Raw genomic sequence first — 13,966 nt, forward strand, 5'->3', positions numbered from 1 at the left:
CGGACACCTGCCGCAGCCGCCATTGTGCAACGCAATGGCGGCGCATGTTCCGTGGCTGGCTCCCCCACGAGGCTCAAGCTTGGGCCTTGCATGCCGATCAACTTCCCAGTTCGCCCTCGCCTTCAGGCAAGATAGGCCCTTTCAGCTTCAGGGAAGATCCCCATGTCCGCTTCACTCGACCTCGCCGCCACCCAGATCCGTCAGGCCGTACGCGCCGCCACCGAAGGCCTGGTCGGCCGTGAGCAACTGGCCGAGTTGATCGTGCTGGCGGCGGTTGCCCAGGAGCACATCCTGGTCGTGGGGCCGCCCGGCACGGCGAAAAGCGCGGTGGTGCGTCGGGTCGCCCAGTCCATGGGCGGGCGTTATTTCGAATACCTGCTGGGACGCTTCACCGAGCCTTCGGAGCTGTTTGGCACGGTGGACCTGAAGAAACTGCGCGAAGGCACGGTGGAAACCGACACCAGCGGCATGCTGCCCGAAGCCGACATCGTGTTCCTGGATGAAGTGTTCCTGGGCTCGACGGCCATTCTCAACACCCTGCTCGGCGTGCTCAATGAGCGACGGTTCCGCCGTGGCCACACCCAGGTCCAGTGCCCCTTGCGCGTCTGCGTCGCTGCGGCGAACGGCCTGCCCGACGACGAATCGCTGGCGGCCTTCGGCGACCGATTCCTGCTGCACCTGTTCGTGGATGCCGTCCCCGACAACCAGCTCGAAGCGATGCTGGCCGGCGGCTGGCAGTCCGAACAACGCCCGGTCCCGCAACTGCTGGGGCTGACGCCGCTCGACACGCTGGGCCAGGCGCTCAAGGACGTCGACCTGTCCCGGGTGCGCCCAGCGCTGGCCCAGGCCATTCGCCGGTTGCGCGAGGCCGGAATCCAACTGTCCGACCGCCGTATCGTCAAATCCCAGCGCCTGATCGCCGCCGCCGCGTTGCTGCGTGGCCACCGCGAAGCCAGCGAAGCCGACCTCTGGCCGCTGCTCTACGTACTGCCGACCCGCGAGACCCAGCAGCACGGTCGCGAGGTGCTGAAAGACCTTTTGGCCCAGTGCAACAACAGCCATCTGTTCAGTGCCGTCGAAGAAGCGACGCTGCAACCGATGGCTCGCCTGCATCGCCTGCTGGAAACGGCCGAGGATTACCTGGGGCGCAGCGAGCCGCCGGCCAGCCCCTTGCTGGAAGCGCTGCTGCGTGAGATCGACGCCAACTTCAACAGCCAGACCATCCCCCAGCGGCTGCATGAGGTGCGCGGAAAAGTGGCTCACCTGCTGAGCGCCCAGGCATGACGAACAGGGTCACACCGGCCCTCGACTGGCATTGGCGAGCGCGGCATGAGGCCGGTCAACCCCAGGCGGCCGTGGCCTGGGGTGATGTCGCAGCGCGTCTGCACGCACGCCTGCTGCGCATGCCCGAGGATCAAACCGCTCGCCTGCAAGCCACGGCCAACCGGGACGTGCTGATCGTCACCGGCCATGTGGATGACCTGCCGTGGGTCGAGGGTGTCGACTACGCCTGTAGCGAGCCCGCCGCTCCCGGCCTCTGGCTGCCCACCAGTTGGGAACCCGATATGCCGGTGGACCTGATGGGCCAGGCGCTGCTCGACAGGTTCGCCCGCGCGCCGTTGCTGTTGTGGCACGCGCCCAGGGCGGTGCTGCCCCTGGACCGCTGCCTGCCCGTCACGGCCCGGCATCTGCAACGTATTCAGGATGAGTGGGCAGGTCACTGATGCAATTACCCAAATCCCTGCAACCCTGGCGGGACTGGCTGCAATGGTTTGCCCCCGAACAACTGCCGGTGCTGACCGACCTGTTCACCCGTCTCAACCCGTTGCTGGGTCCGTTACGCGGCATGCAGCCGGGCGGCGACCCCGAACCCGACGGCCTGGGCGACCTGCAACGGCGCGGCCCCTATGAACGACTGCTGACCAGCGAATGGTTGCTGGCCGATGAGTTGCCCGACGAGTTTCTACGCAGGGCGGTGGTGGGCGAGCATCTGTTTTTGGCGCCGCGCTACCGCACGCATCACGCCAACCGCATGATTGTCGTGCTCTTTGACGCCGGCCCCTTGCAACTGGGCGGCCCGCGACTGGTGCACCTGGCCCTGATGATCCTGCTTGCCCGCCGTGCCAGCGAAGCCGGGGCCGAATTGCGCTGGGGCATTTTGCAGGAAGCGCCTCGACTGAACGAGTTCAAGGGCGCCGCGCATTTGAAGCAGTTACTCAGCGCCCGTACCTATCAGACCGTCAGTGACGAGCACTGGCGCACCTGGTGCGCCTGGCTGTCGGAACAGGCGTACGACAGCGGCGAACGCTGGCTCGTCGGTCAGCGCCTGCCGCCCACCGATAGCCGTTCGTGCACCCACCGGGTGCAGATTCAAGACAGCCTCGATGGCCGCAGCCTGATGTTCTCGCTGCAGGCCGCAACCACCCGGCAAATCGCCCTGCCCTTTCCCGACAAACGCCAGGCCCTGCAACTGATCAAAGGCGAGTTCGACACCGCTCGACAGTTGGCGCGCACGCCGGTCAAGACCCCCATTGCCCGGGTGGTCCTGACCCTGGCGCCGATCATCGCCAGCAGCGGCTCCCATGTCGCCCTGAAAATGCTCGACGAGCCCGGGCTCGTGGTGATCAAGCTCCCGGCGCCACGGCAGAAAAAACCGCTCGAGGTTCGCAAGACTCTCTGGAACAGCCGTGGCACGCCGCTGGCGATCACATTCCCAGGGCGCATGCCCGGTGCGATCCTGAGCTTCGACGAGCAGTTGGTCTTCTGGAACATGGACTTCGTCAAGGCGGCCGCCCGGCCTGAACGTAATCAACTGCAGATCCCCGTGGGCACGGCCACGCTGCTGCCCATGGTCTGGTTGCACAACGGCACCCACGGCGCAGTTTTCCTGCTCGACAACAAGGGACACCTGGCCTTCTGGGTGACCGACAACGGCAAGCTGCCGCCGCAGCGCGCGTCGGGGATGACGCATTCGATGGCCGATAACGTGGTGGGCATGGCGCAGGTCAGTCGCGACATGCTGGTCTATCTGCGCCAGGAAGCCGGTCGGCTGTATGTCCATCGGCTCAATGCCTGGCTCAGCCAGCCCGCGAGCGATCTGGTGGGCACGGCGAACGACGTCGCTCAGGTATTGTTCCCGGCCAGTGCATGCTGGAACCGGGCCTTTCACGGCTGTGCCTGGATGCGCCTGGTCGACGGCCACCAGCAGTGGCAGCTGGTCGCCCCCAACCTTCAGGCCGAGCAGGTCGACCTGGCGCCTGGCTGGAAAGGCCTGGGATTGCTGATCGGTGACGACGAAGTCTTTTCCATGGTCCTGCTCAGCCCTCACCAGCAGACGGTCGCTCTGTACTGCCAGGGTGAGCAGCAGGCGCTGTTCACCACCCAGGACCCCATTGCCAGGATTACCTTCTGCCCGATGAGCGGGCTGGTCGCTGCACTGACCAAGGCTCGCGAGTTGGTGGTGTATGCGGTCCGAGAGGAACGCAGGGTCCTGCAGGTCATGTGCAATCCGCCGCAGCCATATTCGGAGCTAAGCACCTATGTCCGGTCCTGATATCGTCATGATCCGCCGGCCGGTGCTGAGCGGCTATCAACCGATCGAGGCATTGTGGTTTCCCGCCGAGCGCTTCAGTGAGCATGAACGGGCTCGGCTGATCCTCTCCCACTGGCAAACCGACGCCAAGGCCTATCGCTTTGCCGACGGCGACCTGCTGCGTTTTCCCAAGGCTTGTGCACGGCTGTGCGAGGGGCTGGCCGGCTGGCCGTTGATTCGCCAGGGGCGAACGCTGTGCTCGGCGCGGCTTAGCAACGAGGAAATGCAGCACCTGGCACCCGCCGATGTCTGGCTGGTACGCGGCACCCAGGTCAGTGCGCTGCACCTGCGCGACGCCACGGCATTGGCCGCCGGCCAATGGATCGACGTCAGTCAGTACGCCCTGCTCGCCACTTATGACTGCCGCGATGCATTGCCAGAACCCCACGCCGAGCCGCTGGGTGTGCAGACCGATATCCGGGAGATCCTCGGGGATTCACTGGCGCCGGTCAGCCCCGAGCGCGAGGGGGTGATGCGGGCCCTGTTGGAGCGCCAGCGTCAGGCTGCCGTCGACAAGGCAACGGCAGCCCACCGCCCGCCCGCCTCCGCGTCTCACTCGCAGGGCCGAGGCCCGTTGAAAGATGGTCTGCCAGGCTTCATTGGGGTGGCCGTGGGCACCGGTATCTTCGCCATCAATGCCCTCAACGGTACGCGGTCCCCGACCACCGCGCCGCCTGCTGAAACCGTCAAGCCACCGCGAGCGGTGGATCCTTCCGGGTTCGACCTGGACAATGCCCTGGCGTGGGCGCTGATCGGGACTGTGTTTTTCGTACTCTTCATGTTGGCATTGATGGCCGGGCGTGCCTGGGTGCGGCGCGACGGCGTGAGGACGACGACTGGAAAAGCCACCCATGTTGCCGATGCCGCCCGCCCCGTGCAGCCGAGCGTGCCACCGCGGGCCTCGGGCCGGCCGCGAGGCCCGGCCAGGTGGCGACGCTGGTTGACCCAACTGACTCGTCACTCGCGACTGTCAGCGCTGTATGGCAAACGACAGGCCGCCTACATGCAACGCATGCTGGACATGTTCGAGAACGGCAACCTGGAAGAAGCCTTGCGCCATGCCATTCCGCTGGGCGGCGGCCAGGGCGATGCCGGCCAGGCATTCGGCACCCCCACCCGGCGCCAGGACCTGACGCTCAGCCAGCACTCAGCGCCCGGCACCCGCTTGCTGTTCGAGGCCGATCTGGAAAGCCACCTCAAGCAGGTCTACCGGCAGTCCTTCGAGCGACTGGATCGCGAGGGGCGGATCGAGGAAGCCGTGTTCGTGCTGGCCGAACTGTTGAGGGCACGACAGGAAGCGCTCGATTACCTGGAAAAGCACCAACGCCATCAACAGGCCGCCGACCTGGCCCTGGCCTGGGACATGTCCGCCTCGACCATCGTGCGCCTGCTATGCCTGGCCGGGGATTGGCAGCGAGCGCTACAAGTCGCCCGGCGCGACAATGCGTTCGCCGATGCCGTTATCCTGCTCGAAAAGAAATGGCCCGAAGCTGCTGCGCGCCTGCGCCTGGAATGGGCGCTGGCCCTGACTGAAAAAGGCCTGTGGCTGCAGGCGGTGGACGTCATCTGGAGCCTGCCGGCAGAGCGCGAACGCGCCGCAAAATGGCTGCTCGCCGCCGAGGCCGCAGGCGGCAGCCTGGCCATTGGCGCCTTGGTCAAACGCGCCATCCTGCTCCCCGACACGCTCACGGCCTATGAAACCTGGGTCGAGAAACTGCGCAGCGACCCAGAGCGGGTCATGGACCGCGCCACCCTCGCCCAGGCGCTGCTGGCGCACAAGGCCTACAGCCCAGCGCTGGCCTGGCTGGCAGCCGCGACCGTGCGGGCAATCATTTGTGACCAGGCCGGGCCACAGGCCCACCTGACCCAGAACCAGCTCCAGGCGCTGGTTAAAATGAGCAAGGACAAATTGCTCCAGGCAGACCTGCCCGGCAACGGCCTACCTCGAAACAAACGCCTCAACCAAGGCCTTGAGCGGGTCAGCGACCCGTTGTCATTCACCGCGCCAGACAGGGGCGTTCGGGCGATCTGCGATGCCGTGCCGTTGACGGATGGACGCTACCTGCTGGCGCTGGGCGAAGCCGGTGCGTCGGTCGTCGAAGCCCACGGCAAGTGCGCCTTCCACTTCCCGGTGCCGACCCAGGTCATTGTGCTGGGCCACAGCCGCCAGGTCGCGCTGGCGCTGGCACGGCGCGGCGACGTCTGGCGCATCTGCAAGCTGGACCTGGTCAATCGCAGCGCCAGCGACTTGGGCGTGCTGATGCTGGACGCCTTCGCCAGGACGTTCGACGGCACGGCCTGGACCGTTGGCCGCGGCACGGAGTTGCGCGTCGTGGACGTGGGTCGCCGACTCGAAACCCTGTGGCACGTCGGTGACCTGCCTGGGCAGATCACGTCGATTCGGGATGACGAGCACAATGAATCGGTCTTCCTGCAGACCCCGCAGCAAGCGCTGCTCTGGCACTACCGCTTGCCCGAGCGCCGATTGCTGCGCCGTGAACCGCTGCCCGTCCGGCGTCGGGCGCACAGCTGGCAAGTGTTCGACGCGGTGGGCCGAACCGTCGAATTGTGGATCGAAGACGGCGTCGACGACGATCCCGCGCTGATGGTGTACGAGGGCGTCACGAGCAAGCGCTATCGCCTGCCCGGCTTCAATACGGAGTCCGCCGACCCGTTGCACGTCTACCCCTTCGCGCAGTGGCTGGTGATAGGTTTCAGGGTCGGCGAGGATGAGGCCCGCTGGCACTTCATACACCGCAGCAGCGACCGGCTCTGCGCCGTCATGGACTGGCCGCTGGAGCATGCGCAACTGCGTTTCGTGGGCAGCGAATGCGTGCTGTTCGATCATCAGGGGCGGTTATGGCAAATCGACGTCGCCCGCTCCACGACCGCGGCCCTTTCGGTGCAGTGATCTGCCGGGCGCGTGCCCTCTATTTCGCGAAGATCTGGCTCATGTCCTTGAATGCCTTGAATTCAAGGGCGTTGCCGCATGGGTCGAACAGGAACATGGTGGCTTGCTCGCCGACCTGGCCCTTGAAGCGAACGTAGGGTTCGATCACGAAGGAGACGCCAAACGACTTCAAGCGCTCGGCCAACGCCTCCCATTGTTCCCACCCCAGGATGATGCCGAAGTGTGGGACAGGCACATCGTGACCATCGACCGGGTTGCTGTGAACACTTTCCTGGGCGGCGGTCTTCGGCTGCTGGTGAATCACCAGTTGGTGACCATAGAAATTGAAATCGACCCACTGGCTGCTGGAACGTCCTTCTTCAAGACCAAAGACTTCTCCATAGAAACGTCGCGCGCCGGGCAAGTCGTAGACAGGAATGGCGAGGTGAAAGGGCGAGAGGCTCATCAGGGGCTCCGATACTGTTGTTGTGATGGGCGAACACCGCCATCGTCATGGCGCCTGGCAGCGGTTGTCGGGGAGAACAAACGCATCGTAGCGGGTAAAACCAACCAGAAAAATCAATATATATTTCTTAGAAGCACAATTAATATTTGTGAATGATCAAAGAACTCAAGACGCTCATTGCGGTGGCGCGCGAAGGCACCTTTGCCGCTGCCGGGAACAGAATCGGCCTCACGCAGGCCGCTGTCAGCGCACAGGTCCAGCGCCTGGAGGCCGAGCTCGGCTTCGAGCTGTTCGAAAGAAAAGGCCGCACGGCCCATCTCAACCCCATTGGCCAGCAGGTACTCCTGCAGGCCCAGGAACTGCTCAAGCTCTACGAAAACCTGGGCTCCGCGGCGGTGGGGCAACCAGCGAGCGTGCGGGTGAACATCGGTGCGATCGCGTCCGTGCAGCGCTCCTACCTGCCGGATGCCCTGGCCCGGTTTCACCAGCAAAGTCCACTGTGCCGCACGCGTGTCATCCCGGGACTGTCGATGGAACTGGTAAACCTGGTCGACGCTGGCGAGATCGACCTGGCCGTGATCATTCGACCGCCCTTTTCGCTGCACAGCGATCTGCGCTGGACGACCCTGGCGCTTGAGCCCTACCGCCTGATCGTGCCGCGCCAGGTGCCAGGGGACGATTGGGCGGCGCTGCTTTCCACCCACCCTTTCATTCGCTACGACCGATCCTCCTTCGGTGGCAGGCAGGTCGATCGCTTCCTGCGCCAGATGCACGTCACTCCGCACGAAGTCTTCGAACTGGATGAGCTGGAGGCCATCGTCAAACTGGTCGAAAACGGCGTCGGGGTTGCGCTGGTACCGCAAACGACGCAGAACCCGCCCTGGCCGGCGGGCGTGCGAGCACTGGACCTCGGCGTGCACACCTTTCACCGTGATATCGGGTTGATCCATCGTTCTGGCCAGGGTTTGACCAAACCGGCACGGCTACTGGCCGAGCTCATTCGTGAGCACCTCCAGGGCGAGCGCCTCTAACGGCACCCAGACTACAGGGCCGGCACCGGACGCCCGTCCAACTCATCCGAGCGCAACGTCAGCACCGACACCCCAGATGACGTCACCGCCACGGTGTGTTCGAACTGCGCGGAGAGTGCGCCGTCCCGGGTCACCACCGTCCAGCCATCGGCCAGGGTCCTGACGTGGCTGCTGCCCTGATTGAGCATGGGCTCGATGGTGAACACCATCCCCTCGCGCAGCACCAGGCCGGTGCCTGGCTTGCCGAAGTGCAACACCTGGGGTTCTTCGTGCATTTGCTGGCCGATGCCATGGCCGCAGTATTCACGCACCACCGAGTAACCATTGCGCCTGGCGTGTTGCTCGATCGCCGCGCCAATGTCACCCAGCCGCCCGCCTGGGCGTACCGCGCGGATGCCGAGCCACATCGCCTCGTACGTGACCTGGACCAGTTGCCGCGCAGCGGCACTGACATTGCCGATCAGGTAGGTCTTGCTGGAGTCGGCGATATAGCCGTTCTTTTCCAGGGTGATGTCGAGATTGACGATATCGCCATCGCGCAGAATCCTGGAGGGCGATGGCACGCCGTGGCAAACCTGCTCGTTGACCGAGCAATTGAGCACGAACCCAAAGCCATACTGGCCCTTGCTCGCCGGTCGGGCCTTGAGATCGTCGACGATGAACCGTTCCACCATGGCATCGACCTGGAGGGTCGACATTCCTGCGAGCGGGGTTTGGTCCAGCCGCTCGAACACCAACGCCAGCAGTCGCCCTGACTCCGCCATCAGCGCGATCTGCTGCGGATTCTTGATCATGCTCAACTCATCACCAGTGGCTGGGCCCGCACACCCGCGCTGCCGAGCTCACGGCGCATGACTTCGTTGAAGCTCAGATCGGGGTTCATTTCGCATAGCAGTCCGACCTTGATCCAGAAAGCCGCCTGCGCGTTGATGGAACGGCAAGACACTTTGGTAGCGCGGCGCAGTTGATCATGCAGTTCGTCGTCGATGTTCACGATGCCCATTGGTTTCACTCCATACGTTTCGTATATGAAGAGCATATGCTTTGTATGTATTAAAACCAAGGGCAATGGTCGGGCGCCCGCGTTGGCAATCCTGATTCATCAGGGCCGGCGTTGTGATCAGCTCGCCAAGGACGGTTTCTGTTTCTGTGCCTTGGGCGCTCGGGCCGTTGAGTCCTCGTTGCCCGCCGGGCGCGTCTGCTCTTGCTTGAGGGCCTGCTGGCGACGCTCCAGCGCATCAGCGCCGTCCGAAGCCTGGACGCTCCATGGAACAGACATGATCAAACCGAATAGGATTGGAACAAGAAGTGGCTTCATTTCATTTCACCTGGGTTGTGTTAACGAAAGCGTTTGCGCTTATCCGCGCTGACGAGGTGTGCGTACGTTTCGAGCAGCCTCGCCAGCTCCCGATAATCGGCAGCCAGGTCGTGGGCGCCGAGGCGGGTCAGTGAGCTTGCGGTTCGACGGGCCTGGGCCGCGCTGATCGCCGGGTCGGAGGCAGAGGTCGAAATCCGTCGATCGCCCCGTCGCGCGCATTGACCAGTCGATGACTCGGGAGCCAGGTCGCGGGTTTTGCGTTGCAGCCGAATCAGTTGCCGGCTCAGTTGCAGGGCCGTGGCGTCGGCCTGGGCAGTCTGCGATTCATCGGCCGCTGCCAACGCCTGCAAGGTCACCCATCGGTGTTGCTGCCTGGCCTGCCACTTGAACAGGTCAATCCGGTGCCCATGACGAAGCAGTCGGTGGGTGTCCTGGTGAATCGCCTTCCTCAACACGTGTGGGTGGCGGTGGGGTTTTCCCGGCACCAGTTGGAAGGCCAGCACGCATAGGGCAAGCGCCACGAGCCACGCGAGCGCCTGGTTGGCAAAGTCGGCAAAATCGTACTGGGCAGCCAGGCCTGTGCTGACGAGCGTGTTGAAGCCAATCAGGTAGGCGATGCCTTGCAGGGCGTGACGCGGGCGGGTCGTGGCTTGAATGCCCACGGCCCAGAACGCGATCATCACCACCGTGAGCAGCGCCAGGCCGCTGAGGTGTGGCAGCACCAGGAATTTGCACGCCGCTGCCGCCAATATTCCGTAGACAGTGCCCTCGAAGAAGCGCGCCAGGCCTTGGGTGGGCGCCGGGCTGGTGGCCAGTAACGTGCAGCACGGCCCTAACACCGCCAACAGCGTCGGCCCTTGGTCCCAGGCAGACAGGTACCAGAACGCTGCGGTTGCCAACGTCGCCAGCAGCGCTCGCAAGCCGTTACGCAACGCGTCTGCATAGTGACGATGGAAACCCACCGCGCGAGCAGGCGCCTGGGGCGCATGCTCAAGGCTGGCGAAGCTCACCAAGGCGCTGGACAGGTCAGCCAGTTGGTCCTCCAAGCGCTGCTGGCTCGTCGTGTGGTCAGGTGCTTGCGCCAGGCGAGTTTGCAGCGCCCGGACACGATCGGCCGCTGCGCGAAAGCCGGGTAGCGCGTCGGCCAGTTGTTGCAACGCCATGCCCGTTTGGGTGAAGGCAGGTGAGACACACCGATCGGTCGTGCATTCGTCCAGGACCACGGCGTGCAGGTACGCCAGCCCCGCCTGCAGGTTCGCCTGCCTGGCGCGAATCACAAAGGACTCGCCTCGACCGACCCCGAGCAGCTCATCCACCTTGTTGATGTCGAGGGCGAGCTGGCGTTGCGTAATCGCCGGGTGCGCACCCTGCTCCGCCTTGAGCTGCATGGCCAGCCACTGCAGCGTGCGGGAACAGATGTCCTGGAGGGCCAGGCGCAGTTTCGGCTCGACGGTCTTGCGGCTGAACAAGGTGGCCACCAGGCTCAGGCTCAACACCCCCACTACGACCGCCGTGCACCGCGCCACGATATGATCGAAACCCAACTGCGGCGCGACGATGGCCGGCCCCAGGGCAAGGCAGACGGTGTAGCCGGCAACCACGGCTGCCGTGGCCTGGTAGTGCCGCAGCAGGGTCATTGCGCCGACGCAGAGCCCCAGCCATACCCCGATCCCGAGGATGAACAGCAGCATTTTCTGGGCGAACAGACCGGTCAGGAGCAACGCGACAACGAGTCCCACCACGGTTCCCAGCACCCGATTGAAGCCTTTGCCGACCACCGCGCCCTGGAGCGGATGGATCAGCAACAACACCGTCGAAGCCGCCGAGAACGGCGCCTCCAGGTGCAGTTGGAAGCCCAGCCATAGCGCCAGAGTGGCCGCCGCGAGGCTGCGCAGCAGGTAGCCCGAAGGCTGGAGGTTCCATGCGCCGAGCCGTGCCCCGAGCATTTGCAACCCGCGGGCCATCACAGGAAAGCCTGAAGCCACTGCGTCAGCCTCCAACGTGGCGCGGCCCCTGCCTCGGCGACCTCGATGCTGGCAGTCATCCCGGCGGCCAATTCCACATCCGCCGGCACCTTGTCCAGTTCAATCCGCACCGGCACCCGTTGGGCCAGGCGTATCCAGCTGAACGTTGGCGCCACTTGAGGCAAGCCGTTGCTACTGCGCAGCTCATTGCCGTCAGCGATGCCCCTGCCCATGCTCGCCACATGCCCTTCAAGCGGCGTCGCAAACCCCATGAGCTTGATCGATGCCGTGGCACCGACCCGAATCCCCGACAACTTGGTTTCCTCGAAGTACCCGGTGACCCAGAAGCTATGGCTATCGACCACAAAGATGTTGGTCTGGCCCGCCGACGCGTAGTCACCGGGCTGGAGCCGCAGTTGGGTCACGTAGCCGTCCACCGGCGAGCGAATGGTCGTGCGGTCCAGGTCAAGGCGCGCCTGGGCCAACTGGCTTTGGGCCGCGTCCAGGCGCGACTTGGCCACTGCCAGGTCACGGGCGGCGTTGTCGATCTCCTCCTGCGCGATGGCATCGCCCAACTGATGACGACGCTTGAACTGCGTGCTGCGCTGTTCGAAGACACTGCGCGCCTCGCCCAACTCGGCCGTGCGCTGTTGCTCGGCGAGCAAATAGGCGCTGCGGTCGATCTGATACAGCAGATCACCCTTGGCCACCCATTGGTTGTCGCCCACCCGCAGCCGCTCCACCTGGCCGGACACCTCAGGGGCGATACGGATGACGTGTGCGCTGACCCGCCCGTCCCGCGTCCAGGGCGCCAACTCATAGGCACGCCACAACTGCGAGCAAAACAGCAGGGCAATCAGCCCGAGTCCAAGGGTGACGAGCACCTTGAGCACTTGTTTGATGATCATTGCGCCGCCCTCACCCCTTCAAGACCAGCAGCGAGAGGACGATCAGCGACACGAAAAAGCGCGCCATCTCCGGGTGCCAGGTCCAGTCCAGCCAGCGCCGCATGATTCGTTCCAGCGCCCCGTACACCAGGGCTGCAACCCCCACGTACAGCAAGAAGGGAGGCAGGTAGAGGTGGGCAATTGTGATTTCACTCAGCATCGGTTGCGTCTCGCAGTCGGCAATCACCTTGATGGCCTTGGTGACGATGCTAAGCACTGCAGGGACGTGCCGATATTGAGTATGCTGCCAACCTATAATCAAATTCAGACAACTTGAGTGAGACGGCATGGACCAGACGCATCTCTCGGCGATGGAACAATTTGAACTGGACAGCTTCGAACAGCCCGCCGTCGCGCTGATGCTGGGGAGCCAGCGACACGACACCGAATTCCCCGTGCATACGCACCGCAAAGGCCAGTTGGTGGTGGCTTATCGCGGGGGCATCGTGTGTACCGTGGAGGATGGGGTCTGGATGGTGCCGTCGGGGTTCGGCGTGTGGATTGCGGGTGGTATCGCCCACAGCAACCGGGTGACCGCCAACGGCAAGATCGGCTACCTGTTCGTGGAACCCGGTGCCGCCGCGCTACCGCAAAAATGCTGCACGCTGGTGCTTTCCCCGCTGATCCTGGAGTTGATCCTGCACCTGAGCGCCCAGCCCCAGGACTATCCGCCGGCCAGTACCCAGGCGCGGTTGGCCAGCGTCCTCCTCGAACAATTGGAACTGGCGCCCACCGAACAGCTGTACCTGCCGCTTCCCGCCTCGACGCAACTGCGTTTCATCGCCCGTAGCCTGGCGCAAGACCCGTCGAATCGCTGCACCATGGCCCAGTGGGCCCATCAGGTCGCCATGAGCGAACGGTCCCTGGCGCGCCTGATCAAGCGCGAAACCGGGCTGACATTCGGCCAATGGCGCAAGCAATGGCAAATCATCGTGGCCCTGCAGAACCTGGCCGAGGGCGAGTCGGTACAACGCACCGCCGAGGCGCTCGGCTACGAGTCAGTGAGTTCGTTCATCAGCATGTTTCGCAAGACGCTGGGCTCGTCGCCGGCGCGGTATATCCGCAATACCGTGACGCGCTAGTCGAAGGCACAGACTACGAGGTGACATGCTTACTTGACGAACTTGAGGCAGGCGAACCCGGTCTTGATCTTCAGTTGTTGAATGGGTTCTACGCTCTCTTGATCGCCGACTTTTTTGATGACGCCTACCCCGCAGAAATGCTCGTCGCGGTTGAAGATAGGAAGAATGCCTGCCTTAGGTTCGCTCCAGGAGCCCTGGACCAGGGTGTAGGTGGCTCCATCCTGTGGCGTGAAGGAGAACGGGATCTTACAAGCGCTGCTTCCTGTGATTTTCCAGTAGGTCAGGATCAGCTCCTTGTTCGCAGCCACTCGGGATTCGATGTGGTCGCCGTTTGAAGGCAGGGTCGTGTAACCGGCATAGCAACCGTTGTCGCTAAACGTCATGGCATCGAGCCTCGCACCACCGCCTGTTTTAAGGCGAACGGTTGCGGCGGGGTCATCGGCCCCGGGAACGATATATTGCTTGCCCTGCAAAAACGAAGTGCAACCGCTCACCACCAACACGCAGGCCAGCAAGATAAACCTGCCGGATTTTTGATTGACGTACATCCATCTCTCCCTGATTCCATTGCCCCAGCCATTTCAGCGACTTGGGATTGCCGAAAAGCGGCCTGATGGTAATGGATTCAAGGTTGTTCTAACCAGTTCCCAGGGAATACGCCTGGGTTCGCCTTCCT

Annotated in this window: 14 protein-coding genes; 6 read left to right on the plus strand and 8 right to left on the minus strand. The window is 63.9% G+C overall.

The genetic code is table 11. The features are described from left to right. The first annotated feature begins 162 nt into the window (after positions 1 to 162). The 4 genes from KI241_RS13105 to KI241_RS13120 are packed head-to-tail and all read left to right on the plus strand — an operon-like array spanning position 163 to position 6,503. Positions 163 to 1,284 carry an AAA family ATPase gene (locus KI241_RS13105; RefSeq protein WP_047738561.1) on the plus strand — a complete coding sequence of 374 codons (1,122 nt, stop codon included), beginning with the start codon at positions 163 to 165 and terminating at the stop codon, positions 1,282 to 1,284. Next, entirely contained in the window at positions 1,281 to 1,724 is a 444-nt protein-coding gene (locus KI241_RS13110) for a hypothetical protein (protein WP_052497357.1), read from the plus strand. Before KI241_RS13105 ends, KI241_RS13110 begins: the two co-directional genes overlap by 4 nt. Then, positions 1,724 to 3,553, plus strand: a complete 1,830-nt coding sequence (locus tag KI241_RS13115) for a hypothetical protein (RefSeq protein WP_042728605.1) — start codon at positions 1,724 to 1,726, stop codon at positions 3,551 to 3,553. The genes KI241_RS13110 and KI241_RS13115 overlap by 1 nt, the downstream gene beginning before the upstream one ends. Next, positions 3,540 to 6,503, plus strand: a complete 2,964-nt coding sequence (locus tag KI241_RS13120) for a bpX6 domain-containing protein (protein WP_212803814.1) — start codon at positions 3,540 to 3,542, stop codon at positions 6,501 to 6,503. Before KI241_RS13115 ends, KI241_RS13120 begins: the two co-directional genes overlap by 14 nt. A gap of 19 nt (positions 6,504 to 6,522) precedes the next feature. Here the strand turns inward: KI241_RS13120 and KI241_RS13125 are convergent, their stop codons facing one another. Next, positions 6,523 to 6,948 carry a VOC family protein gene (locus KI241_RS13125; RefSeq protein ID WP_042728603.1) on the minus strand — a complete coding sequence of 142 codons (426 nt, stop codon included), beginning with the start codon at positions 6,946 to 6,948 and terminating at the stop codon, positions 6,523 to 6,525. A gap of 152 nt (positions 6,949 to 7,100) precedes the next feature. Between KI241_RS13125 and KI241_RS13130 the strand changes: the two genes are divergently transcribed. Beyond that, complete coding sequence (locus tag KI241_RS13130; protein ID WP_212803815.1) at positions 7,101 to 7,979, plus strand: LysR substrate-binding domain-containing protein; 879 nt, start codon at positions 7,101 to 7,103, stop codon at positions 7,977 to 7,979. Between the two features lie 11 nt (positions 7,980 to 7,990). Here the strand turns inward: KI241_RS13130 and map are convergent, their stop codons facing one another. The 6 genes from map to KI241_RS13160 form a co-directional block, all read right to left on the minus strand. After that, positions 7,991 to 8,773 carry a type I methionyl aminopeptidase gene (map, locus tag KI241_RS13135; RefSeq protein ID WP_042728601.1) on the minus strand — a complete coding sequence of 261 codons (783 nt, stop codon included), beginning with the start codon at positions 8,771 to 8,773 and terminating at the stop codon, positions 7,991 to 7,993. Positions 8,774 to 8,775: 2 nt separating this feature from the next. Beyond that, positions 8,776 to 8,982 (minus strand): ParD-like family protein, encoded by a 207-nt coding sequence (locus tag KI241_RS13140; RefSeq protein WP_042728600.1) that lies wholly within the window; start codon positions 8,980 to 8,982, stop codon positions 8,776 to 8,778. 117 nt (positions 8,983 to 9,099) lie between these two features. Then, complete coding sequence (locus KI241_RS13145; protein ID WP_185057671.1) at positions 9,100 to 9,258, minus strand: hypothetical protein; 159 nt, start codon at positions 9,256 to 9,258, stop codon at positions 9,100 to 9,102. A gap of 59 nt (positions 9,259 to 9,317) precedes the next feature. After that, the gene (locus KI241_RS13150; protein WP_052497356.1) at positions 9,318 to 11,261 is read right to left on the minus strand and encodes an FUSC family protein; all 1,944 of its coding nucleotides are present in this window, start codon (positions 11,259 to 11,261) and stop codon (positions 9,318 to 9,320) included. Next, a complete protein-coding gene (locus tag KI241_RS13155) occupies positions 11,261 to 12,169 on the minus strand; it encodes an HlyD family secretion protein (RefSeq protein WP_212803816.1) in 909 nt (302 codons plus the stop codon). The genes KI241_RS13150 and KI241_RS13155 overlap by 1 nt, the downstream gene beginning before the upstream one ends. Before the next feature lie 10 nt (positions 12,170 to 12,179). Continuing rightward, positions 12,180 to 12,368, minus strand: coding sequence for a DUF1656 domain-containing protein (locus KI241_RS13160; RefSeq protein WP_047739556.1), 189 nt, complete (start codon positions 12,366 to 12,368; stop codon positions 12,180 to 12,182). A gap of 127 nt (positions 12,369 to 12,495) precedes the next feature. On the opposite strand from KI241_RS13160, the gene KI241_RS13165 reads away from it, so the two are divergent. Beyond that, positions 12,496 to 13,290 (plus strand): helix-turn-helix transcriptional regulator, encoded by a 795-nt coding sequence (locus tag KI241_RS13165; protein WP_042728597.1) that lies wholly within the window; start codon positions 12,496 to 12,498, stop codon positions 13,288 to 13,290. A 29-nt stretch (positions 13,291 to 13,319) separates the two neighbouring features. On the opposite strand, the gene KI241_RS13170 is transcribed toward KI241_RS13165, so the two are convergent. Next, positions 13,320 to 13,838 (minus strand): hypothetical protein, encoded by a 519-nt coding sequence (locus KI241_RS13170; RefSeq protein ID WP_047738574.1) that lies wholly within the window; start codon positions 13,836 to 13,838, stop codon positions 13,320 to 13,322. Between the last annotated feature and the right edge of the window lie 128 nt (positions 13,839 to 13,966).

Source organism: Pseudomonas sp. Cab53 (assembly GCF_018325965.1).
Classification (GTDB): domain Bacteria; phylum Pseudomonadota; class Gammaproteobacteria; order Pseudomonadales; family Pseudomonadaceae; genus Aquipseudomonas; species Aquipseudomonas chlororaphis_E.

Bases quoted from the DNA above. Each gene is read 5' to 3' on its own strand.
- KI241_RS13105 (WP_047738561.1), top strand. From the start codon at position 163: ATGTCCGCTTCACTCGACCTCGCCGCCACCCAGATCCGTCAGGCCGTA.
- KI241_RS13110 (WP_052497357.1), top strand. From the start codon at position 1,281: ATGACGAACAGGGTCACACCGGCCCTCGACTGGCATTGGCGAGCGCGG.
- KI241_RS13115 (WP_042728605.1), top strand. From the start codon at position 1,724: ATGCAATTACCCAAATCCCTGCAACCCTGGCGGGACTGGCTGCAATGG.
- KI241_RS13120 (WP_212803814.1), top strand. From the start codon at position 3,540: ATGTCCGGTCCTGATATCGTCATGATCCGCCGGCCGGTGCTGAGCGGC.
- KI241_RS13125 (WP_042728603.1), bottom strand. From the start codon at position 6,948: ATGAGCCTCTCGCCCTTTCACCTCGCCATTCCTGTCTACGACTTGCCC.
- KI241_RS13130 (WP_212803815.1), top strand. From the start codon at position 7,101: ATGATCAAAGAACTCAAGACGCTCATTGCGGTGGCGCGCGAAGGCACC.
- map (WP_042728601.1), bottom strand. From the start codon at position 8,773: ATGATCAAGAATCCGCAGCAGATCGCGCTGATGGCGGAGTCAGGGCGA.
- KI241_RS13140 (WP_042728600.1), bottom strand. From the start codon at position 8,982: ATGGGCATCGTGAACATCGACGACGAACTGCATGATCAACTGCGCCGC.
- KI241_RS13145 (WP_185057671.1), bottom strand. From the start codon at position 9,258: ATGTCTGTTCCATGGAGCGTCCAGGCTTCGGACGGCGCTGATGCGCTG.
- KI241_RS13150 (WP_052497356.1), bottom strand. From the start codon at position 11,261: ATGGCCCGCGGGTTGCAAATGCTCGGGGCACGGCTCGGCGCATGGAAC.
- KI241_RS13155 (WP_212803816.1), bottom strand. From the start codon at position 12,169: ATGATCATCAAACAAGTGCTCAAGGTGCTCGTCACCCTTGGACTCGGG.
- KI241_RS13160 (WP_047739556.1), bottom strand. From the start codon at position 12,368: ATGCTGAGTGAAATCACAATTGCCCACCTCTACCTGCCTCCCTTCTTG.
- KI241_RS13165 (WP_042728597.1), top strand. From the start codon at position 12,496: ATGGACCAGACGCATCTCTCGGCGATGGAACAATTTGAACTGGACAGC.
- KI241_RS13170 (WP_047738574.1), bottom strand. From the start codon at position 13,838: ATGTACGTCAATCAAAAATCCGGCAGGTTTATCTTGCTGGCCTGCGTG.